This window comes from Sphingobium sp. B2, from assembly GCF_007693735.1.
Classification (GTDB): Bacteria; Pseudomonadota; Alphaproteobacteria; order Sphingomonadales; family Sphingomonadaceae; genus Sphingobium; species Sphingobium xenophagum.
Window position 1 is genome coordinate 501,738 of the sequence record NZ_VDBZ01000003.1, and the last position, 20,586, is coordinate 522,323.

Genomic DNA, 20,586 nt, shown 5'->3' on the forward strand with positions numbered 1-20,586 from the left:
GGGGCATCGCGGGAGCGATCCTTGATGGCCTGCGTTGACGCGATGATGGGCCCTGGCCAAATCATTCAATCCTATTGGCATTCGCCAGAAAGCTGACAGCATGACCATCGCTCTTGCCGATCCGTTCCTATTGCGTGACCAATGCCTGATCGGCGGCATGTGGACCGGGGTGCCGACGATCCCAGTGACTGACCCGGCGACCGGTGCGGCTATCGGCTCCATCCCCGATCTGGACGCAAGCGACACCCGAGCCGCCGTCTGCGCAGCGGATGCGGCGCTGCCGGCATGGCGCGCAAAGACGGCAGCGGAACGCTCCCGCATTCTGCGCCGCTGGTTCGACCTGCTGACGGCACATCAGGATGATCTGGCGATGATCCTGACCCGTGAACAGGGCAAGGCGCTGGCGGAGGCCAAGGGCGAGATTGGGTATGCCGCCAGTTTCGTCGAATGGTTTGCGGAGGAGGGGCGACGAATCTATGGCGAGATCATCCCGACGCATCGGGCCGACAGTCGCATCGTCGTTATCAAGCAACCCGTCGGCGTCGTCGCTGCGATTACGCCATGGAACTTCCCGGCGGCCATGATCACGCGCAAGGCCGCCCCGGCATTGGCGGCAGGCTGTACCATGGTTCTGAAGCCAGCGACCCAGACTCCGCTGACCGCGCTGGCGCTTGCCGTTCTGGCCGAGCGGGCAGGGGTGCCACCTGGCGTTTTCAATGTCGTTACGGGATCGTCACGAGTTATTGGTGGCGAACTGACGGCCAATCCACTGGTGCGTAAATTGAGCTTTACCGGATCGACCGAGGTTGGCCGGACATTGATGGGACAATGTGCGCCGACGATGAAGAAATTGTCGATGGAACTGGGCGGCAACGCGCCATTCATCGTCTTTGATGACGCGGATTTGGACGCAGCGGTCGAAGGGGCAATTGCGTCCAAATATCGCAATAGCGGGCAGACTTGCGTGTGCGTCAACCGCTTCTTCGTGCAGCGCGATGTGTCCGCAGCCTTCGAACGGAAGCTGGCGGATGCCGTTGCCAAGCTCAAGGTTGGACCAGGCACCGAGGCGGGCGTTACGCAGGGTCCGCTGATCGACGACAAGGCGGTCGACAAGGTGGAGGAGCATGTCGCCGATGCTCTGGCCAAGGGCGCCCGACTGGTACATGGCGGGCATCGTCATCCGCTGGGCCACAGTTTCTACGAACCCACCATCATTGCCGGTTGTACGCCAGCCATGGCGCTGGCCAGCGAGGAGACATTCGGACCGCTGGCCGCGCTTTTCACCTTCGATACCGAAGAGGAGGCGATAGCGATGGCCAATGACACCGACGTCGGCCTGGCGGGCTATTTCTACACGCGCGATCTGGCGCGTGCCTGGCGGGTAGGGGAGGCGCTGGAGGTCGGTATGGTCGGCATCAATACGGGTCTGATCTCTACCGAAGTCGCGCCATTTGGCGGTATCAAGCAATCAGGCATGGGCCGCGAAGGATCGCGTCATGGTATCGAGGATTATGTCGAGATCAAATATATGTGCATGGCAGGCATCTAGGCAAAATCAGGGCGGGACCAAGCGATGACAGGCATAGTGGCGGTTACGGGCGCAGCGGGCGCGCTGGGCAGCAAGACAGTCGAGATATTGGCTGCGGGCGGTTGGACGGTTGTCGGCATCGACCTTGGCGAGGTGGCATCGGATGGCGTTGCGCTCGCTTTGGGCGGCGTCGATCTGACCGATGAAGCGGCGGTCGGCGTCGCTGCCGCTCGGATAGAAAAGGAGCTTGGGCGGCTTGACGGCCTGGTCAATATCGCAGGCGGTTTCAGTTGGGAAACCGTGGCAGACGGCAGCGTCGCGACATGGGACCGGCTCTATGCCATGAATGTCCGCACCGCACTGATCGCAAGTCGCGCGTTATTGCCAATGCTGCGCGCCACCCACGGGGCGATCGTCAATATCGGCGCAGCCGCGTCGGTGAAGGCCGGGGTTGGCATGGGCGCCTATGCCGCCTCGAAGTCCGGCGTTGCGCGCCTGACCGAAGCATTGGCCGAGGAATTGAAGGAAGAGGGCGTACGGGTAAACGCCATATTGCCCAGTATCATCGACACGCCCGCCAATCGCGCCGACATGCCAGACGCTGATGTCGCAAAATGGGTATCCCCGGCACAGCTTGCAGGCGTGGTGGCCTTCCTGTTGTCCAGTGACGCCATGCCGATCACTGGCGCGCTGATCCCGGTGACGGGGAGGGTCTAACGCCGCGTCCGCCCAACGGGGTGGTCGAAACGATCAAGGCACTGACCGCCCCAGCCTCCGTTCAGCCAATTGTCTGCCGGAGCAGCGCCAAAGTCCGCGCCCAGGCAAGATCGGCCGCCGCCTTGTCGAAACGCGGGGTCGTATCATTGTTGAACCCGTGCTCCGCGCCCTCGTAGATATAGGCTTTGTAGTGCGTTCCGGCCTGCTTCAACGCCGCCTCATAATCGGGCCATGCTGCGTTGGTCCGCGCGTCATTGCCGGCATAATGGATGAGTAGTTGCGCCTTGATCTTCGGCACATCGGCCAGCGCAGGCGGGCTGCCATAGAAGGGCACGGCCGCGCGCAGGTCAGGCAGGCGTGTTGCCAGCAGATTGGCAATCCAACCGCCAAAGCAGAAGCCGACTGCCGCGATCTTGCCGTTGCTGCCCGCCATGGTACGTGCGTGGGTTGCCGCGGCGACAAAATCCTCGCCAATCTTGGTCCGGTCCAGCGTGGCAAAGGCAGCGCGCGCCTTGTCCTCGTCGCCCGGATAGCCGCCGATCGTTGTCAGGGCGTCCGGCGCAACCGCCATATAGCCATCGACCGCCAGCCGCCGGGCAATATCCTCAATATGCGGGTTAAGGCCGCGATTTTCATGGGCTACAATGACGACGGGCAGCTTCGCGGCCGTCTTTGCCGCTGGCCGCGCAACATAGGCGCGCACCGTCCCGTTGCCAGCGGGTGAAGCGATGTCCACATGGCTGATGACGATCCGCTTGTCGTCGGGCTTGATGACCTGTCCGCGCGCGAAATCGGGGCTGAGCGCGGCCAGCATCGTCGTGGCCGCCGCCGCGCTGCCGACATGGACGGCGCATTGGGTTACAAAGCCGCGCCGGTCGATCGCGCCATGCACATAGGCGTCAAACAAATCGAGCACCGCGCGGGGGTAGGCGGTGGCGCCCTTCCTGTCAGCGTCCTGCGTCATGTCACTGTCCTTCCATTCTGCCCGATACCACGAGTTTATCGCCGTCTTTTGCGGTCAAGCCAAGAAAAACCCATAGCCTCGGGCCGCTAAGCCTCGCTATGGGGAGCCACCCCCCAAGAGACACAGGACATTGCCCCGATATGAGCGCCCCGCTGTCGCCCCGCACCATTGGTCCATTCACGGTCAAGGCCATCGGCCTTGGCTGCATGAATTTGAGCCATGCCTACCTGCCCCGGCCTGAACCTACCCAGGCGGACCGGCTGTTGGGCCACGCGCTCGACATCGGCGTCGACTTTTTCGACACCGCGGCGCTCTACGGCTTTGGCGCGAATGAGGAACTGTTGGGCCGTACCCTGATGCACCGGCGCGACGACTTTGTCCTCGCCAGCAAATGCGTGCTGGGCGGGAAGGATGGCAAGCGCGGTATTGACGGATCGCCTCAAGCCATCACCGCCACGCTGGAAGATTCGCTCCGCCGGTTGAATGTCGATCATATCGATCTCTATTATCTTCACCGGCTCGATCCCAATGTTCCGATCGAGGAGTCGGTCGGCGCGCTGGCGCGCGCTGTCGAGGCTGGCAAGATCGGTGCCATCGGCCTGTCGGAAATGTCCGCCATGACGCTGCGCCGCGCTCATGCGGTTCACCCCATAGCGGCGATGCAGACCGAATATTCGCCCTGGAGCCGCAACGCTGAAGTGGCTGTGCTGGACGCCTGCGGCGAACTGGGCGTCGGCTTTGGCGCCTTTTCACCGGTCGCGCGCGGTGTGTTGGCTGGCGGGGTGGGGCCAGAGGGTGTGCAGGAGGGCGATGTCCGCGCCTCCATGCCGCGCTTCCACCCGCCGCACCTGCCCCATAATCTTCAACTTGCTGCCGCCTTCGGCCGGATCGCTGCGAATGCTGGCTGCACGATGGCGCAACTCTCGCTTGGCTGGGTGCTGTCGCGCCGCCCTTATGTCGTGGCAATCCCAGGCACCACCAGCACCGCCCATCTGGACGAGGATATGGCGACGCTGGCGATCGACTTGCCTGCCGCGACGCTCGCGGCGGTCGATGCGCTGTTCACCTTCGAGGCTGTATCCGGCCCGCGCTATCCCCGCGCGGCGCAGGCGCAGATAGATACCGAAACCTGGGATGGTGAGCCGCTTGAATAACGGTCTGAGCCGCCATGGCCCGGCCCGCCTGCCCGACAGTCAGGCTGTATGGAAAGGGGGAGGGGGCTTCGAACCGAACCATCAAGCTGCTTGATCCGTCCTCGATATCCATTATATTGAGGACGGGAAGGGGTCGCCATGTCCAAACCGATGACACTTAATGTACGTGTAAGCGGCGCGCTGAGTGACTTTGTTGCTGCCAATGTCAGTGACACCGGAGCCTATGACAATGTCAGTGAATATGTCCGTGATCTGATCCGCCGCGACAAGGAACGGGTAGAGGCCGATCGCTTCGCCCGGCTGAAAGCCGAGCTGGCGCGCGCCTTCGCCGCTCCGGAGGCAAGTTATGAGATATTGGATGCAGACGCGGTAATCGCCCGCAATCGTCGCGCCTGACACTGATGGCGGCATTCCGGGTACAGGACGCGGCGGGCCGCAGGTTGGACGAAATCTATGTCTATACGCGCGACACATGGGGTGAAGCGCAGGCCGATCGCTATATTCGCGCCTTGTTCGCCCAGTTCGAGGCCATTGCGACACGAGACGCGGCCTGGCGGGTGATCCCGGCAGAGTTTGGCGTGGACGGCTATTACTGCCGGTTCGAGCATCATTATATCTATTGGCGTGTGTTGAACGATGGTGCCGTCGGGATCGTCACGATCCTCCATGAGGGGATGCACCAGATGGATCGCTTCCGCGAGGATCAGCCCTTATAGGGGTGACACAATAGCTTCGGCTTTGGCTTATTCGCTTGGCCAGAAATCAGCGCGTCATCCAAGCGTTAGTGAGGAATGGGGGCTGTCGCACCAATCCTGAAATCCCGCAGATCGTCCAGCGTAGGATGATCCTATAATTTCATCCATTATTAACGGCATGGCCCTAATGTGCGCGTTTAACATGAGCGATCTCAGCGCCGATTAGAGAGGGTGGTTCCAGTGGCAGCGCTTGCCGGTCTTTTCAAGCTGGACACAGACGACAGAGACCTGTTGCGCGCGCAGTTTCAGTCTTTTTCCAAGCAGATGCCGCTTCTCTATATCATATTGATATTCAATGCGGTCGCGATCTGGGTCGATTTCTTTCGACCCGACATGATCTTCAAGACGGCCATTACGCCGCTTTTCATATGTACCCTTGCTTTGACCAGGGCAATCTGGTGGATGCGCCAATCGCGCGGCGACAATTTCACCGACGAGCAGATAGCCGGATATATCAAACGCACCTGCACGCTGGCCGTGGTCATGACGTTGGCCTTCGAATTATGGTGCATATGGATATATGATGGCGGGAGCGCCTATGCTCGTGGTCATCTGACCTTCTTTCTGGCCCTGACGCAAGTCAGCTGCGTCTTTTGCCTGATGTCGCTGCGTGCTGCGGCGATGCGTGTTGCCGTCGTAAGCACTTTGTCCTTCGTGATGTTCTTCAGTTGGGCAGACGAGGGTCGCATGCTCGTGGAGGCAGTCGTCCTGGGCTTTGTCGGTGCGGGGATGATGGTCGTTACGCATCGCTATAATCTGGATTTCTCCCAACTTGTTCGTTCGGAGCGCGACCTGCGGGGCCGTCAGGCGGAAACCGAACAGTTGAGCGAGGAAAATCGCCGGATTGCGTTGACCGATGCCCTGAGCGAACTGCCCAACCGACGTCAATTGCTGGCGCAACTGGATGTGGTGGAAGGGCGCCAAAGTCAGGTGGCCGATGGACTGGCAGTCATCTTCATCGACCTGGATGGCTTCAAGGACATCAATGATATGCATGGGCATCAGGCCGGCGATTTCCTGATCCGTAGCCTGAGCGAGCGCCTTCGCGCCCTGTGCCCGCCATTTGCCATGCTGGCGCGCGTCGGTGGCGATGAGTTTGTCATTCTCATCGAGACGCCCGGCGCCCTTGGGGTCGCTGCCGAGATCGCGCAGCGGGTGAACGAAGAGGTTTCGCTACCGATCCTGGTGGACCGTCATATATTGCAGGTCGGCGCCAGCATTGGCCTGGCCGGACACGGCGATCTGGTCAGCGCGCATGAATTGCTGCGTCGCGCCGACACCGCGATGTACCATGTCAAAATGTCCGGCAAGGGCGAGATCGCCGTCTATGATGCGGCTTTCGAACAGGGTCGGCTGCACCGGTTGGAGATTGAACAGCAAATCGGCGAAGGACTGGCGAAAAGGCAATTCGATGTTTTCTATCAGCCGGTGGTCGATGCCAATACGCGCGCGATCGTCGCCGTCGAGGCATTGATCCGCTGGCCACGACGCCCTGCCGGACCGATCGATACGCAACAGGTCATCGAGATTGCGGAGCTTACGGGGCAAATTCATCCCCTTGGCCTGTTCGTGCTGGATCGCGCCTGTCGCGATATTTTGTCATGGGACAACGTCAAGCTGAGCGTGAATGTATCGCCAGCGCAGTTTCGCGATCCCGGATTTGAACGGCAGATACTCCACGTTCTGGAACAGACGAAATTCCCGCCCCATCGGCTGCAACTGGAGATAACCGAAGGCTATCTCCTGACCCATCCGGAAAATGCCATCCGTGCGATCAAGGCGTTCAAGGCGATGGGTATTTCGATCGCGCTCGATGACTTTGGCACGGGTTTTACGAGCATACATTATCTGCGATCCTATGGGTTCAGCCATGTGAAGATCGACAAATCCCTGCTTGCTGGCCTTCCCCATGACAAAAGGGCGACCCTGCTGGTGACGGGCGCGATCAACCTGGCCCGCGGACTTGACATGCGTGTCGTCGCGGAAGGGGTCGAACATGAAGAACAGGCCGCTATTCTGTCTGCTTCTGGATGCGACGAGTTGCAGGGCTATCTTTTCGGAAGACCCATGCCAGTCTCCGATATTCTGACGATGTATAATGCCAGTGCGGATCGGGACGCGCGGCAGGCTCCACGCCTGCGTTCTGCCTGACCGGGATCAGGCTGTGTGCCTGACCCCGATGCGCAGTCAGGCGCGCATCTCTTCGGGCCAGTAGAGACGCATGGGATTATCGATCAGCAGCTTGCGTTGCAGATCGGCGGTGGGGGCGATGCGCGGGATCATGTCGACCAGATGGCCGTCATCGGGAATGGCATCCTGCATATTGGGATGCGGCCAATCGGTGCCCCACAGCACCCGGTCCTGATAGTCGGCGACCAGCGGGGCGACCGCGTCGGCAAAGCTGTTCCATGGGTCGCCGGTCGGGTCAAGCCGGTCGGGGCAGGTCGCCTTGAACCAGATGTCGTCGCGGCTGTCGAGGAAGGCGCGAAATGCCTTCATGTCCGGGCCATCGGGCCCCTGGGTCACGTCCGGGCGGCCCATATGGTCGATGACCAGTGGCACGGGGATGGCGTCCATGAAGGGGCGCAATTCTTCCAGAATATCCGCCTCGAAATAGATGACGACATGCCAGCCCGCGGGCAGTCGCCGGGCAACCTCCAGAAACCTGTCCTTGGGCGCGTCATCGACCAGGCGTTTGAGGAAATTGAAGCGGATGCCGCGTATCCCGCCTTCATGCAGCGCGGCAAGGTCCGCGTCGGAGATCGCCGGATCCACCACCGCGACGCCGCGCGCTTTACCGTTGGATTTGGCGATAGCGTCCAGCGTCGCTGCATTGTCGGTACCGTGGCAACTCGCCTGGACGATCACATTGCGGGCAAAACCCAGATGGTCGCGCAGGGCGAACAGCATGTCCGGCCCGGCATCCTGTGGCAGATATTTCGCCTTGGCGCTGAACGGGAAGTCCGCCATCGGCCCGAATACATGGCAATGGGCGTCGATCGCGCCGGGCGGCGGTGTGTAGAGCGGCTTGGACGGGCTGCCGTGCCAGCTGGTGATGCGATCGGTCATGCGAAAATATCTCCATCCATCAGCTTGCGGGCGGTACGCAGCATGGCGGCGCTGGTGACGGCACCGCGTTCGTCCAGTTCCATGACGCAGGTGGTTTCGCCGGTCGGATGTTCGACCGACAGCGTCTTGCGATTGCCGTCCGGGATGCTGGCGACCTCGGCCGCGGGCGACCCTTCGATCAGGCAGGCGGTGGCCACGCTGACTGCGCCCAGAACGCCGATGGAGGCATGGGCGCGGTGGGGGATGAAGCTGCGCACCGTCACCGCGCCGCCATTACGGGGCGGGGCGACGAGCATCATTTTCGGCACCGATNTCGGCCGCGGGCGACCCTTCGATCAGGCAGGCGGTGGCCACGCTGACTGCGCCCAGAACGCCGATGGAGGCATGGGCGCGGTGGGGGATGAAGCTGCGCACCGTCACCGCGCCGCCATTACGGGGCGGGGCGACGAGCATCATTTTCGGCACCGATTTTTCCCTGACGTCGCCCAGGTTCATGCGTTCGCCTACTGCCAGGCGGATCGCCTCTATCCGGGCTTTGAGCGCAGCATCCTTGTCCAGCGTATCGCGGTCTTCATAGCCGGTGACGCCAACATCGCTTGCCTTCATGACGACGCAGGGCATCCCGTTGTCGATCAGGGTGACCGGCACGCCTTCGACCGTATCGAAGGCATTGCCGGTGGGCAGCAGCGCGCCGCAGGAGGAGCCGGCGGTGTCGCGAAATTCCAGCGGGACGGCGGCGGCGCTGCCCGGCACGCCGTCAATCCTTGCGTCGCCATCATAGCGGACGACGCCACCGGGCGTCTGGACCGTGGCGATGGCGATCTGGCCGGTATTTTCCATGAAAATGGCGACGCGGGTTTCGTCCTGCTGGGCGGGGACCAGCCCGCGTTCAATGGCAAAGGGACCAATGCCCGCCAGAATATTCCCGCAATTTTGCGCGTCGCTGACGATCGCCTGATCGACAAAGACCTGCAGGAAGAGATAGTCGATATCGACCCCTTCACGCTGCGACTTTTTGACGAGCGCGACCTTGCTGGTCAGCGGATCGGCCCCGCCCATGCCGTCGATCTGGCGCGGGTCGGGCGATCCCATGGCGCGCAGCAGGAAGGCGTCGCGGGCAGCGGCGTCAGCGGGCAGGTCGTCCGCGAGGAAATAGCCGCCCTTCGACGTGCCGCCCCGCATCCACATGACGCGGGCGCGGTCAAACATATTTGAGGCCCATTTCTTCAAGCCGCGGACGCATGTTATAAATGTCGAGGCCAAGTTCACCCGCCGCGAGGCGGATCCGCTTGGCTTCTTCGGCCGCTTCGCGCGCCTGCGCCTTTTCCAGCACCGATGCGGCATCGGCGCGGGGGACGATGCAGATGCCGTCATCGTCGGCGATCACGACGTCGCCCGCATTGACCAGAGCGTTGGCGCAGACGATCGGGACATTGACCGATCCCAGCGTAGCCTTGATCGTGCCCTGCGCATGGACAGCCTTGGACCAGACCGGGAAATTCATCTGCTTCAGGTCACGCAGGTCGCGGACGCCGGCATCGATGATGAGGCCGCGACAACCGCGCGCCTGGGCGGAGGTGGCGAGCAGGTCGCCGAAATAGCCGTCGGTGCAGGGGCTGGTCGGCGCGAGGACGAGAATATCGCCTTCCTTCAATTGTTCGATCGCGACGTGAACCATCCAATTGTCGCCGGGAGGCGCGGAGATGGTGACGGCGCTGCCAGCGATACGGGCACCGGGATAGATGGGGCGCATATGGGGGGCGAGCAGGCCAGTGCGGCCCTGGGCTTCATGCACGGTGGCGACGCCGCAGTGGGCGAGGCCGTCAATGACGGAAAGCTCCGCCCGTTCGATATTCTGGACGACGATGCCGGACATGGCGCTGATCCTTTTCCTAAAACCGACAGTGACATGGACATATGCAGCGCAATGCTCAAATCGGTTATGGCGCGGGCACATAAAATTTTGCTAATTATCAAAAATGGAGGCTGATCAGTTCAATATCCGGCATCTGGCCGCGATGGCCGCCGTGGTCGATCAGGGCAGTGTCAGCCTGGCGGCGCGGGCGGTCAACCTGACGCAGCCTGCGGTGACGCAGGGGATCGCCAAGCTGGAAGCGCAATTGGGCGTACCGCTGTTCGAGCGACGGCCTGGCGGGATGATGCCGCCCGACGTGGCGTTGCGGTTCAGGCCGCGCGTCGAGGTTGCGTTGCGGCTGATCGGCAGCAGCCGGGTGACGGCGGCGCAAATCCGCGCCTTTGTCGCGCTGGCGCGCGCTGGCAGCTATGCGGCGGCGGCCATTGTCGGGGTAGCGGAGCCGTCGCTGCACCGCGCGGGCGGCGATCTGGGGCTGGCGCTGGGGGTGCGGCTGGCCGAGCGGCGGGGGCGGGGGCTGATGCTGACCCGCGCCGGCGTGGCCCTGGCACGGCGGTTGCGCCTGGCGCTGGCCGAACTGCGGCAGGGGCTGGAGGAAATCGCCGAGCTGCGGGGCCAGGAAAGCGGACGGATATTGGTAGGCGCGATGCCGCTCAGCCGAGCGCGGCTGCTGCCGCTGGCGATCACCAATTTCCGGCGCGAATTCCCGCAGGTCGATATTTCGGTCGTGGAAGGGTCGCATGCCGAACTGGTAGGGCCGCTGCGCGATGGCGAGATCGACATGATGGTCGGCGCCTTGCGCGATGCGACGATTGGACAGGATCTGGTGCAGCAGCCCCTGTTCGAGGATCGGCCGACCATCTTTGCGCGTGCGGGACATAGGCTGGAGCAGGGATGGGACGGCGACGACTTGCGCCGCTTTCCGTGGATATTACCGCCGGAAGGAACGCCGCTGCGCCAGTTGTGGCGGGCGATGTTCGCAGCGCTGGGCGGCGATTTGCCTGCGGTTCCGATTGAGTGCGGATCGGTGATGACGGTGCGGCAATTGCTGGTGAGCGGCGACTATCTGACCCTTTTGTCGGTCGATCAGTTGCGGGTCGAACTGGATAGCGGAATGGTGGCGGATATTGGCCCGGCGCCCGGCGAGATCAGCCGCACCATCGGCCTGACGAGCCGGACCGATTGGCGACCGACGCGCCTGCAGCAGCAATTCATGGCAGCGATCGAACAGGCTGTCGGAGAAGTAAATTCGTAAATTCTTATAGCCTGTCCCCGGATGTGATTGGCCGTTCGGCATACAATCCGGCATCCCCCTTTTCATGGAGCAGGAAGTCGGTCTGATCGGGTTTGGCGAAGCAGGGTCCACCTTTGCATTGGCAGGGGACTGGGCTGCCGCTGCCCATGTCTATGACATCAAAACCGAATCCGCGGGCACGCGCGAAGCGATGTTGGCTGCCTATGCGCAGGCGGGCGTGCTGCCCGCGCACTTTATCGAGGATGCGCTGGACGGCGTGAATCTGATCCTGTCGCTGGTGACGGCGGACCAGGCGCTTGTCGTGGCGGAAGCGGCGGCGGCGCTGATCGCGCCCGGCGCGATTTTCTGTGACTTGAACAGCGTGGCGCCGCAGACCAAGCAGGCGGCGGCGCAGGCGATCGAAGCGGCGGGCGCCCATTATGTCGATGTCGCGGTGATGGCCCCGGTCGATCCGGCGCGGCTGAACGTGCCTTTGCTGCTGAGCGGCGACAAGGCGCCGATGGCCGAGGCCGGGCTTCAGGCCCTGGGTTTTGCGAGGACTCGCGTCGTGGGCGCCGACGTCGGGCGGGCATCGTCGATCAAGATGATCCGGTCGGTCATGGTCAAGGGCATCGAAGCGCTGACCGCCGAGTGCGTGCTGGCGGCGGACGCGGCCGATGTGCTCGACGAGGTTCTGGCCTCGCTCGACGCAAGCGAGAAGGCGAGGCCGTGGGACGCGCGGGCCGATTATAATCTCGACCGGATGCTGGTGCATGGCCTGCGCCGCGCGGCCGAGATGGAGGAAGTCGTCAAGACGCTGGACGGGCTTGGCACGGGCGCGGCGATGACGCGCGGGACGGTCGAGCGGCAGCGGGCGATCGGTGCTCTGCGGGCGTCGACGGTCCCGGAGGGTCTGGGGGCGAAGATTGGGATGATTTCTGCTTCGGCGTCGGTGGCGCGCGAGGCGGCGGAATAGACTTATGTGCTCCCGCCAGGGCGGGAGTCCAGTCCCGCCACCCGAACCGGGCGACCGCCTTCGCGGGAGCGCGGGAAAAAGGGGAGGGGCGTTGGATAGGATAGTTGGAGACAAGCGCGGATGAGCCTGATTATCGATTGCCATGGCCATTATACGGTGTTGCCCAAAGGGCATGACGCCTGGCGCGAAGAGCAGAAGGCCGCGTTCAAGGCCGGGACGCCGTGTCCGTCCTATCCGGAGATTAGCGACGCGGAAATTCGCGAGACGATCGAGGCGAACCAGTTGCGCCTGATCAAGGAGCGCGGCGCGGACCTGACGATCTTTTCGCCGCGCGCGTCGGCCATGGCTCCGCATGTGGGCGATGAGGCGATGGCGAAGGAATGGGCGATCCGCTGCAACGACCTGATCGCGCGGGTGGTGGCGATGTTCCCCGAAACCTTCGTCGGCGTATGCATGTTGCCCCAGTCGCCCAAGGCGGACATGAGCAACAGCATCGCGGAACTGGAGCGGTGCGTCACGCAGTTGGGCTTTATCGGCTGCAACCTCAATCCCGATCCGGGCGGCGGACATTTCACCCATCCGCCGCTCACCGACAAATATTGGTATCCCTTTTACGAGAAGATGGTCGAGCTGGACGTTCCGGCGATGATCCATGTGTCGGGCAGCTGCAACCCGGCGATGCACGCGACTGGCGGCTATTATATCGCGGCGGACACGATTGCCTTCATGCAGTTGCTGGAGGGCGATCTGTTCAAGGATTTCCCAACGCTGCGCTTCATCATCCCGCATGGTGGTGGCGCGGTGCCCTATCATTGGGGGCGGTATCGCGGATTGGCCGACATGCTGAAAAAGCCCGATCTGTCGACCCATCTGATGAACAACATCTTTTTCGACACCTGCGTTTATCATCAGCCAGGCATCGACCTGCTGGCCGACGTGATCGACAACAAGAACATCCTGTTCGGGTCTGAAATGGTGGGCGCGGTGCGCGGGATCGATCCGACCACCGGCCAATATTTCGACGACACCAAACGCTATGTCGACGCGCTGGACATCAGCGATGCCGAGCGCGCCGCCATTTTCGAGGGCAATGCCCGTCGCGTCTTTCCCCGGCTTGACGCCAAATTGAAGGAGAGGGGACTATGATCACCGAAGATCCCAAGCATCAGGATATTCACGAATATCTTGCCGAGTTCGAGGATATTCCGGGCACGCGCGTCTATACGGCGGCGCGCGCCCGCAAGGGATATCATATGAACCAGTTTGCGATGAGCCTGATGAAGGATGAGAATCGCGCAAGGTTCAAGGCCGACGAGCGTGCCTATCTGGACGAATGGCCGCTGAACGAGGAACAGAAGGAAGCCCTGCTGGCGCGTGACTATAATCGCTGCCTGGACCTGGGTGGCAATGTCTATTTCCTGGCCAAGCTGTTTTCGACCGACGGAATTCCGTTCGCCGAAGCGGTCAGCACCATGACCGACATGAGCTTTCCCGAATATCGCGAAATGATGATGAACGGTGGCCGGTCGCCAGAGGGCGTGCGGTCGATCAGGGCCAACGCCGCGTCGAGCGGCGAAACCAACGAAGGAGCCAGATAATGGCGCGGATAACTGCTGGTGTGGCGTCGAGCCACGTGCCGCTGCTGGGCGTGGCGTCCGATTTCGATAAGGATCGCGACGATTATTTCGGGCCGATCTTTGCCGGTTATGACTGGACGCGGGAATGGGAGAAGGCGGAAAAGCCCGATGTCATCATCCTGGTCTATAACGACCATGCGTCCGCCTTTGACATGAAGATCATCCCGACCTTCGCCATTGGTTGCGGCGAACGCTATAAATCGGCGGACGAGGGCTGGGGTCCGCGCCCGGTGCCCGACGTCGAGGGGCATCCTGACCTGGCCTGGCATATTGCGCAGAGCCTGGTGCTGGACGAATTCGACATGACCATCATCAACGAGATGGATGTCGACCATGGCCTGACCGTGCCGTTGTCCATGATGTTCGGCAAGCCCGACGCCTGGCCGTGCAAGGTCGTGCCGCTGGCCGTCAATGTCGTCACCTATCCGCCGCCGTCGGGCAATCGCTGCTGGGCGCTGGGCGAGGCGATCGCCAAGGCGGTCGACAGCTTCCCGGAAAATCTGAACGTGCAGATATGGGGCACGGGCGGCATGAGCCACCAGTTGCAGGGGCCGCGCGCCGGGCTGATCAACAAGGAATGGGACAATATGTTCCTGGACGGCCTGATCGGTGACAGCGACCATCTGCGTCGGATCCCGCACATCGAATATCTGCGCGAGACCGGCAGCGAAGGCATCGAGATGGTGATGTGGCTGGTTATGCGCGGCGCACTGGGAAAGAAAACCCGCGCGTTGCACCGCCACTATCATGTGCCCTGCTCCAACACCGCGATCGGCCATATGGTGTTGCGCCCCGACAATGGCGAGGGGCTGGACATGACCGGAAGCGACACGGTGAGCGCGATCGCGGCGGAGTAAACCCCCTTCAAGATGGGTGCAGGCTCGCGTCGCTCGCACCCACCCCTTCCCCCTCCCTTGAAAGGGAGGGGCTTATTATGGAGTAGTTTTCCATGCGTATTGCCCTGGCTGGTGCGGGCGCCTTTGGCGAAAAGCATCTGGATGGCCTGAAGAATATCGATGGCGTGAGCGTGACGTCGCTGGTCGGGCGCCGTCTGGACGCGACCCAGGCGATTGCCGACAAATATGGCATTGGTCATGCGACCACCGATCTTGCGGACACATTGGCCCGCGATGATGTCGACGCGGTGATCCTGTGCACGCCGACGCAAATGCATGCGGCGCAGGCCATTGCCTGCATGGATGCAGGCAAGCATGTCCAGGTCGAAATTCCGCTGGCCGACAGCTGGGCCGATGCGCAGGCGGTGCTGGCCAAGCAAAAGGAAACCGGGCTGACCTGCATGGTTGGCCATACGCGGCGGTTCAATCCCAGCCACCAATATGTCCATAACCTCATCACGGCAGGTGAGCTGAACATCCAGCAGATGGATGTGCAGACCTATTTCTTCCGCCGCAAGAATATCAATGCCAAGGGTGAGGCGCGGTCCTGGACCGACCATCTGTTGTGGCACCATGCCGCGCACACGGTCGATCTGTTTGCCTATCAGGCGGGCAAGATCGTGTCCGCCCATGCGATGCAGGGACCGATCCACCCGGAACTGGGCATTGCGATGGACATGTCGATCCAGTTGAAGAGCGAAAGCGGGGCCATCTGCACCCTGTCATTGTCGTTCAACAATGACGGGCCGCTCGGCACCTTCTTCCGCTATATCGGCGACACTGGCACCTATATCGCGCGCTACGACGATCTGGTGAACGGCAAGGAAGAGCCGATCGACGTCAGCAACGTCGCTGTGTCGATGAACGGCATCGAATTACAGGACCGCGAATTCATCAGCGCGATCCGTGAAGGCCGCGAACCCAATTCGAGCGTTGCAAAGGTGTTCGATTGCTATCGTGTGCTGGGCGAGCTGGAGCAGCAACTGGTATAGTGGAGATCCCTTCGGGGTCGCAAGAAAGGCGCGGCGGGAAACCGACCGCGCCTTTTCCGTGTGTCAGGCGGTGACGAAAGGATGCGCCAGCCTGAGTTCGTCGAGCAGGGTTTCGAGCCGGGCGACATCGGCAAAGGGGCCGGCGGGCGTGACCGACCAATTGCAATGGGGGTGGGTGGCGCGGCTGTAGAGGCGGATCGGGCCGATCAGCGTGCGCCAATGATGTTTGCTCTTGCCATGGTCGCGCAGCAATTTCGCCACGAGCAGGTCGGTCAGCTTGTCCACGGTCATGCGCCACGCATAGGGCCGGGGGCGGGCGGGTTCAACCGCCTCTGGCAGCGCGCCAGACACGGGGCGGTTGGCCGATATGGCGGGCGAAGAAGCGAGAGAAATAGGCTGGGTCTTCAAAGCCTGTGGCATAGGCTATCTCTGCCACCGACATTTGCGAATAAAGCAGCAGGCGGCGTGCCTCCAGCAAGGCGCGGTCATCGAGCATCTGGGCAGGCGATGTGCCTGCGACGCGCGCGCAGGCATGCCGCAAGGCGGTAAGGCTGACGCCCAGCGCGCGGGCATGCTCCGATACCGGCTCGCGCTGGCGGAAGCGCCGTTCGATCCGTTCGCGCAACCGCGCGACGAGCGCTGCCTGACGCGGGGTGCCGGGCTGCGCCTGTTGGGTGAGGGCAGCGTGGCGCAGCGCCAGGACCATGAGGTGCAGCAGGGCGGATTCGACCGCAGCGCGCTGGCCGGGGCCGGACCAGCCCAGTTCCTGCGCCATCCGCGCGATCGCGGCTTCGGCCGCGTCGCGCTCCGCCTGTGGCAGCATGACCGCGTGGGGATGGGCAAAGAGCGGCGCGAGATCGGCGTCGCGGGCGACAAGATGGCGCAGATAGGCCGCCGCGATGGTGGTGACATGGCCGCTCGATTCGCGATGCCAGGTGAAACCGTGGACGATCCCCGCCGGGACCAGCAACAGGCAGGGCGCCTCGAACCGGAATTCGTGGGCTTCGGCCTGCATCGCGCCACCGCCCCGCGCGATCAGGATGATATGGTGGAGATCACGATGGACGTGCGGGCGGATCGCTGTCTCTTATACACATCTAGATGTGTATAAGAGACAGGGCCTGCATCGCGCCACCGCCCCGCGCGATCAGGATGATATGGTGGAGATCACGATGGACGTGCGGGCGGATCGTCCATTCGCTGGGGCGGGATCGGTCGTCCAGACTTTCGACATGGACGAACCCTTCCGCCACGCTGCGCTGCGGTTCGCCATAAAGGTAGAAGCTGGGGACCGGATCGACCGACATGCGCGGCCGCGTCAGGCGGGACGGGGACGCAGCGGGATGAGCAGGCCTGCGCCAATCAGCGATCCAAGCGCCATGGCGAACGCAACCCAGGGCAGGCTGACATCGAGGCTGAACAGCAAGCCTGCCAATATGGGGCCCAGCGCCGCGCCGCCTCTGCCGACGCCGATGACAATGCCGGTCCCCCCGGCGCGCACGGCGGTCGGGAAGGATTGGGCAACCAGCGCGTAAAGGCCGACGACCGCGCCATTGGTGCAGAAACCGGCGGCGGCGGCAATCAGGCTGAGCCCCGGCAGCGTCGTCTGCTCCTGACCGAAAAGGGTAACGAGACAGGTCGAGGCGACCATGGCGATGATGACGAGCGGCCGGATCGCGATCCGCCAGCTGAGCGCGCTCAGCAGCAAGGCGCCAAGCAGGCCGCCGACATTGGCCCATACCAGCACGCCGCCCGCGGCCGAAGGCGCATAGCCCATGTCCACGACAATCTTGGGCACCCATTTCAGGATGAAATAGAAGGTCATGATATGGCAGAAATAGGCCAGCGTCAGCAGGATGGTGGTGCGCGCCAGGCCCGGTGCGAACAGCGCGGCGAAAGAGGCTTTGGGCGCGCCGGCATCAACCGGGGGCAGGGCATTGATCAGCGGCTGGCCCAGTCGGCCGAGCGCATCATTGATCCGCGACAAGGCGTTGGCGGGGCGCTTTTGCAGCAGGAAGCCGATCGATTCGGGCAGCAGGAACCAGATGAACGGCAGGAAGAGGGCCGTGGCGATGCCGCCCAGCAGGAAGATGTCGCGCCAATTGCCCGCGACCAGTAATTGGGAGGCGACCGATCCACCCAGGATCGCCCCCGCCGGATAGCCCGCCGCCATGATGGCGACAGCCAGGCTGCGCGCGCGGGCATTGGCGAGTTCGGCGACCATCGCATTGGTGCAGGCGAGCATCCCGCCAATGCCAAGGCCCGTGGCCAGACGAATGATCGAGAGCGAAATGACGTCCCACGCCTGCGTCGCCGCGCCCATGCCGAGCGCCATGACGATGAGGCAGAAGATAATGGTCGGGCGTCGTCCGATCCGGTCGGCAACATTGCCGAGCAGGACCGATCCGACCGCCATGCCGATCAGTTCCATCGAGAGGACGAGGCCAAGCGCAGCGCGATCGACACCCCATTCCTTCGCGATGCCGGGCGACGCGAAGCTGATGGCCAGCACATCGAACCCGTCCAGCGCATTGAGCAGAACACACAATATGATCGCAATGATCTGAAGCCGCCCCATCGGCGCTTCGTCCAGTTGCCGCCGGAGGTCCGTTGCCTGTTCCGCCATCCTCAATCCTTTATTTTTAGCCAACCGCGAAAATATCGAGCCGCACATGGTCTCTATAGCGCGCCGCGGTGCAGAGAAAGACCGTGCGGCCAAGCCATGCGTGCGGACCATCGCTCGCCACCTCGAACCGGGGGGTGGTGCGAAAATAATAGAGGGCAGGGTCGACTATCTCGCCCGCTGCGATCCGGGCCAGCACCGGGGCGGGCCCATGGCGATAGCCCGGATTGACGATCGACAGGATAGCGCCGTCGCTGGCCTCGATGGAATAGCGGGCGAGAATGTCGGCGGTCCCATCCGGGCGGATGGACTGCCAGTCTGCGCCGCCGGGCAGGATTTTGCCGGTCAGGCGCGGGCCATCCACGCTGCCGCCGGTAATGGGAATGACGCGCTTGCGCACACCATCGACCGTTCCAAGTTCCTGCGGCGTGCCGATCAGCACGCGCAGCCGCATGGCAAGGGTGAGCGGCGGCGTAGCCAGTGCGTCGGAAGGTACCGCCATGGCCGGGGTGGCTGCACCGGCAAGCGCGAAACCCGGCATGGCCTTGAGCAACGTGCGGCGGGGCAGGGTATCGGCCATGTCTCTCCTCTCCACTCTATGGCGGATCGTCCATTATCGATCCTGACGAAATCTCATGCGGTAATGCAACATGTCGGTCAAGTCGCTGCATTGTTCGCCGCAAAAGCTGTTGCATCGTCCATATATATGGTTGCTCCGCCCCTGTGCTGGTGGCCGCCAAATGGGCATGATGGACGCAAATCCGTATCGGTTGGAGAGGCTTTTCATGAAAACCCAGGTTGCGATCATCGGTGCAGGCCCGGCGGGACTGTTGCTGGGCCATTTGTTGAGGGCTGAAGGGATCGAAACCGTCATCGTCGAGCGGGCTGCGCCCGACTATGTGCTGGGTCGGATCAGGGCTGGCGTGCTGGAGCGCACGATGACCGACCTGATGGACCAGTTGGGGCTGGGCGCGCGGATGCATGCCGAAGGCCTGCCGCATGACGGCTTTCACCTGGCTGATGGTGAACGGTTGATCCGCATCGATGTCGCGGCGCTGACCGGCAAGCAGGTGATGGTCTATGGTCAGACCGAGATCACCCGCGACCTGATGGAGGCCGCGCCCGAGCGCGGGCTGGAGATCATCTATGATGCAGGCGATGTCGCCCTGCATGATGTCGATAGCGATGCGCCCTACCTGACCTATAGCAAGGATGGCGCAACCCATCGGATCGACGCGCAGTTTCTGGGCGGATGCGACGGTTTCCATGGCCCCTCGCGCAAGGCGATCCCGGCGTCGGTCGCGACGGCTTATGAAAAGGTCTATCCGTTCGGTTGGTTGGGCATATTGGCGGATGTTCCCCCCTGCAATCATGAGCTGATCTACGCCAATCACGAACGCGGTTTTGCGCTGGCGTCGATGCGGTCGGAAACACGCAGCCGCTATTATGTGCAGGTGGCGCTGGACGAGAAGGTCGAGGACTGGTCCGACGAGCGGCTATGGGACGAACTGGCGATCCGGCTGGGGCCGGAGGCGGCGGCGCAGATGGTGCGTGGCCCCGCGCTGGAAAAATCGATCGCGCCGCTACGGTCTTTCGTGTTCGAGCCGATGCGGTACGGACGCCTGATGCTGGCGGGCGACAGCGCACACATTGTGCCGCCGACCGGCGCGAAGGGGCTGAACCTCGCGGCGTCCGACGTTCATTATCTGTCACAGGCACTGATCGGCTATTTCAGGCGCGGCGACGCCGATGGGGTGGCGGGCTATTCCGACAAGGCGCTGGCGCGCGTGTGGAAGGCGGAGCGTTTCTCCTGGCAACTCACCCGGTTGATGCACCGCTTTCCGGACAATGATGCCTTCGACCGGCGGATGCAGCTTGCCGATCTGGACTATATCGCCTCGTCAGTGGCGGCGCAGACGACGATCGCCGAAAATTATGTCGGGTTGCCGCTATAGGCGCTGGATGATTCGCTGTTTCTGCCAGGATCGGGCAGTGGCAAATAGCGCAGGCGGCAAAAAAGCTGCCTGCGCCATTTGCATTGGCAGCGCGTGCAAACCCCGATGTTTGACGGGTTTTGGCGTCATTTCCGTGAACGATCTCAACAAAAAATCGCGCTCAGGCCATTTTCGCAGTTGACCGAATCTGCGGTGTTACCTAGAGGGCTTTTC

The 20,586-nt window shown here is 62.7% G+C and carries 21 protein-coding genes and 2 pseudogenes; 13 read left to right on the forward strand and 10 right to left on the reverse strand.

Annotated features, from left to right (window positions below; all coding sequences use genetic code 11):
• The first annotated feature begins 100 nt into the window (after positions 1-100).
• Both FE851_RS20750 and FE851_RS20755 read left to right on the forward strand, forming a co-directional pair.
• A complete protein-coding gene (locus FE851_RS20750; RefSeq protein WP_145206577.1) occupies positions 101-1,549 on the forward strand; it encodes an NAD-dependent succinate-semialdehyde dehydrogenase in 1,449 nt (482 codons plus the stop codon).
• 24 nt (positions 1,550-1,573) lie between these two features.
• On the forward strand, positions 1,574-2,245 hold the full coding sequence (locus FE851_RS20755; RefSeq protein ID WP_145206578.1) for an SDR family NAD(P)-dependent oxidoreductase: 672 nt from the start codon (positions 1,574-1,576) through the stop codon (positions 2,243-2,245).
• A 61-nt stretch (positions 2,246-2,306) separates the two neighbouring features.
• Here FE851_RS20755 and FE851_RS20760 read toward each other — a convergent pair whose 3' ends face one another.
• Positions 2,307-3,209, reverse strand: coding sequence for a dienelactone hydrolase family protein (locus FE851_RS20760; RefSeq protein ID WP_145206579.1), 903 nt, complete (start codon positions 3,207-3,209; stop codon positions 2,307-2,309).
• 140 nt (positions 3,210-3,349) lie between these two features.
• On the opposite strand from FE851_RS20760, the gene FE851_RS20765 reads away from it, so the two are divergent.
• The 4 genes from FE851_RS20765 (at position 3,350) to FE851_RS20780 (ending at position 7,269) form a co-directional block, all read left to right on the forward strand.
• The gene (locus FE851_RS20765; RefSeq protein WP_145206580.1) at positions 3,350-4,363 is read left to right on the forward strand and encodes an aldo/keto reductase; all 1,014 of its coding nucleotides are present in this window, start codon (positions 3,350-3,352) and stop codon (positions 4,361-4,363) included.
• Between the two features lie 138 nt (positions 4,364-4,501).
• Positions 4,502-4,759, forward strand: a complete 258-nt coding sequence (locus tag FE851_RS20770) for a type II toxin-antitoxin system ParD family antitoxin (protein WP_186378944.1) — start codon at positions 4,502-4,504, stop codon at positions 4,757-4,759.
• Positions 4,760-4,764: 5 nt separating this feature from the next.
• A complete protein-coding gene (locus tag FE851_RS20775) occupies positions 4,765-5,079 on the forward strand; it encodes a type II toxin-antitoxin system RelE/ParE family toxin (protein ID WP_145206581.1) in 315 nt (104 codons plus the stop codon).
• Between the two features lie 219 nt (positions 5,080-5,298).
• Positions 5,299-7,269 carry a putative bifunctional diguanylate cyclase/phosphodiesterase gene (locus tag FE851_RS20780; RefSeq protein ID WP_145206582.1) on the forward strand — a complete coding sequence of 657 codons (1,971 nt, stop codon included), beginning with the start codon at positions 5,299-5,301 and terminating at the stop codon, positions 7,267-7,269.
• 36 nt (positions 7,270-7,305) lie between these two features.
• Here FE851_RS20780 and FE851_RS20785 read toward each other — a convergent pair whose 3' ends face one another.
• From FE851_RS20785 to ligK, 4 genes and pseudogenes are all read right to left on the reverse strand, one after another.
• Positions 7,306-8,187, reverse strand: coding sequence for an amidohydrolase family protein (locus FE851_RS20785; RefSeq protein WP_145206583.1), 882 nt, complete (start codon positions 8,185-8,187; stop codon positions 7,306-7,308).
• Positions 8,184-8,498, reverse strand: a pseudogene (locus FE851_RS20790) (PrpF domain-containing protein); the annotation flags it as partial. The gene FE851_RS20785 and the pseudogene FE851_RS20790, both read right to left, overlap by 4 nt.
• Positions 8,461-9,396, reverse strand: a complete 936-nt coding sequence (locus FE851_RS20795) for a 4-oxalomesaconate tautomerase (protein ID WP_261371126.1) — start codon at positions 9,394-9,396, stop codon at positions 8,461-8,463. The gene FE851_RS20795 and the pseudogene FE851_RS20790, both read right to left, overlap by 38 nt.
• Positions 9,389-10,063, reverse strand: a complete 675-nt coding sequence (gene ligK, locus FE851_RS20800) for a 4-carboxy-4-hydroxy-2-oxoadipate aldolase/oxaloacetate decarboxylase (RefSeq protein WP_145206585.1) — start codon at positions 10,061-10,063, stop codon at positions 9,389-9,391. Before ligK ends, FE851_RS20795 begins: the two co-directional genes overlap by 8 nt.
• A 103-nt stretch (positions 10,064-10,166) precedes the next feature.
• Between ligK and FE851_RS20805 the strand changes: the two genes are divergently transcribed.
• From FE851_RS20805 to FE851_RS20830, 6 genes are all read left to right on the forward strand, one after another.
• Positions 10,167-11,315 carry a LysR family transcriptional regulator gene (locus FE851_RS20805; protein ID WP_145206586.1) on the forward strand — a complete coding sequence of 383 codons (1,149 nt, stop codon included), beginning with the start codon at positions 10,167-10,169 and terminating at the stop codon, positions 11,313-11,315.
• A gap of 64 nt (positions 11,316-11,379) precedes the next feature.
• Positions 11,380-12,270: a DUF1932 domain-containing protein gene (locus tag FE851_RS20810; RefSeq protein ID WP_145206587.1), complete on the forward strand. Its 891-nt coding sequence runs from the start codon at positions 11,380-11,382 to the stop codon at positions 12,268-12,270.
• A gap of 120 nt (positions 12,271-12,390) precedes the next feature.
• Positions 12,391-13,416: an amidohydrolase family protein gene (locus tag FE851_RS20815; RefSeq protein ID WP_130754798.1), complete on the forward strand. Its 1,026-nt coding sequence runs from the start codon at positions 12,391-12,393 to the stop codon at positions 13,414-13,416.
• Positions 13,413-13,868: a protocatechuate 4,5-dioxygenase subunit alpha gene (gene ligA / locus FE851_RS20820; protein WP_017181927.1), complete on the forward strand. Its 456-nt coding sequence runs from the start codon at positions 13,413-13,415 to the stop codon at positions 13,866-13,868. The genes FE851_RS20815 and ligA overlap by 4 nt, the downstream gene beginning before the upstream one ends.
• Positions 13,868-14,764 (forward strand): class III extradiol dioxygenase subunit beta, encoded by an 897-nt coding sequence (locus FE851_RS20825; RefSeq protein ID WP_145206588.1) that lies wholly within the window; start codon positions 13,868-13,870, stop codon positions 14,762-14,764. The genes ligA and FE851_RS20825 overlap by 1 nt, the downstream gene beginning before the upstream one ends.
• A gap of 92 nt (positions 14,765-14,856) precedes the next feature.
• On the forward strand, positions 14,857-15,795 hold the full coding sequence (locus tag FE851_RS20830; protein ID WP_017181929.1) for a Gfo/Idh/MocA family oxidoreductase: 939 nt from the start codon (positions 14,857-14,859) through the stop codon (positions 15,793-15,795).
• 63 nt (positions 15,796-15,858) lie between these two features.
• On the opposite strand, the gene FE851_RS20835 is transcribed toward FE851_RS20830, so the two are convergent.
• The 5 genes and pseudogenes from FE851_RS20835 to FE851_RS20855 form a co-directional block, all read right to left on the reverse strand.
• Positions 15,859-16,086, reverse strand: a complete 228-nt coding sequence (locus FE851_RS20835; protein ID WP_145206589.1) for a hypothetical protein — start codon at positions 16,084-16,086, stop codon at positions 15,859-15,861.
• 31 nt (positions 16,087-16,117) lie between these two features.
• Entirely contained in the window at positions 16,118-16,840 is a 723-nt protein-coding gene (locus FE851_RS20840) for a helix-turn-helix domain-containing protein (protein ID WP_315850628.1), read from the reverse strand.
• A 145-nt stretch (positions 16,841-16,985) separates the two neighbouring features.
• Positions 16,986-17,102, reverse strand: a pseudogene (locus FE851_RS27365) (AraC family transcriptional regulator); the annotation flags it as partial.
• Between the two features lie 11 nt (positions 17,103-17,113).
• Entirely contained in the window at positions 17,114-18,421 is a 1,308-nt protein-coding gene (locus tag FE851_RS20850) for an MFS transporter (RefSeq protein WP_017181932.1), read from the reverse strand.
• Between the two features lie 16 nt (positions 18,422-18,437).
• Complete coding sequence (locus FE851_RS20855) at positions 18,438-18,998, reverse strand: DUF3237 domain-containing protein (protein ID WP_145206590.1); 561 nt, start codon at positions 18,996-18,998, stop codon at positions 18,438-18,440.
• Positions 18,999-19,203: 205 nt separating this feature from the next.
• Between FE851_RS20855 and pobA the strand changes: the two genes are divergently transcribed.
• A complete protein-coding gene (pobA, locus tag FE851_RS20860) occupies positions 19,204-20,373 on the forward strand; it encodes a 4-hydroxybenzoate 3-monooxygenase (RefSeq protein WP_186378945.1) in 1,170 nt (389 codons plus the stop codon).
• The last annotated feature ends 213 nt before the right edge of the window (positions 20,374-20,586 follow it).

Coding starts and splice junctions, on each gene's coding strand:
- FE851_RS20805 (WP_145206586.1), top strand. CDS start 10,167: ATGGAGGCTGATCAGTTCAATATCCGGCATCTGGCCGCGATGGCCGCC.
- FE851_RS20830 (WP_017181929.1), top strand. CDS start 14,857: ATGCGTATTGCCCTGGCTGGTGCGGGCGCCTTTGGCGAAAAGCATCTG.
- FE851_RS20850 (WP_017181932.1), bottom strand. CDS start 18,421: ATGGCGGAACAGGCAACGGACCTCCGGCGGCAACTGGACGAAGCGCCG.
- FE851_RS20810 (WP_145206587.1), top strand. CDS start 11,380: ATGGAGCAGGAAGTCGGTCTGATCGGGTTTGGCGAAGCAGGGTCCACC.
- FE851_RS20770 (WP_186378944.1), top strand. CDS start 4,502: ATGTCCAAACCGATGACACTTAATGTACGTGTAAGCGGCGCGCTGAGT.
- FE851_RS20825 (WP_145206588.1), top strand. CDS start 13,868: ATGGCGCGGATAACTGCTGGTGTGGCGTCGAGCCACGTGCCGCTGCTG.
- FE851_RS20755 (WP_145206578.1), top strand. CDS start 1,574: ATGACAGGCATAGTGGCGGTTACGGGCGCAGCGGGCGCGCTGGGCAGC.
- FE851_RS20760 (WP_145206579.1), bottom strand. CDS start 3,209: ATGACGCAGGACGCTGACAGGAAGGGCGCCACCGCCTACCCCCGCGCG.
- FE851_RS20815 (WP_130754798.1), top strand. CDS start 12,391: ATGAGCCTGATTATCGATTGCCATGGCCATTATACGGTGTTGCCCAAA.
- ligA (WP_017181927.1), top strand. CDS start 13,413: ATGATCACCGAAGATCCCAAGCATCAGGATATTCACGAATATCTTGCC.
- FE851_RS20765 (WP_145206580.1), top strand. CDS start 3,350: ATGAGCGCCCCGCTGTCGCCCCGCACCATTGGTCCATTCACGGTCAAG.
- FE851_RS20750 (WP_145206577.1), top strand. CDS start 101: ATGACCATCGCTCTTGCCGATCCGTTCCTATTGCGTGACCAATGCCTG.
- FE851_RS20835 (WP_145206589.1), bottom strand. CDS start 16,086: ATGACCGTGGACAAGCTGACCGACCTGCTCGTGGCGAAATTGCTGCGC.
- FE851_RS20855 (WP_145206590.1), bottom strand. CDS start 18,998: ATGGCCGATACCCTGCCCCGCCGCACGTTGCTCAAGGCCATGCCGGGT.
- FE851_RS20785 (WP_145206583.1), bottom strand. CDS start 8,187: ATGACCGATCGCATCACCAGCTGGCACGGCAGCCCGTCCAAGCCGCTC.
- FE851_RS20775 (WP_145206581.1), top strand. CDS start 4,765: ATGGCGGCATTCCGGGTACAGGACGCGGCGGGCCGCAGGTTGGACGAA.
- ligK (WP_145206585.1), bottom strand. CDS start 10,063: ATGTCCGGCATCGTCGTCCAGAATATCGAACGGGCGGAGCTTTCCGTC.
- pobA (WP_186378945.1), top strand. CDS start 19,204: ATGAAAACCCAGGTTGCGATCATCGGTGCAGGCCCGGCGGGACTGTTG.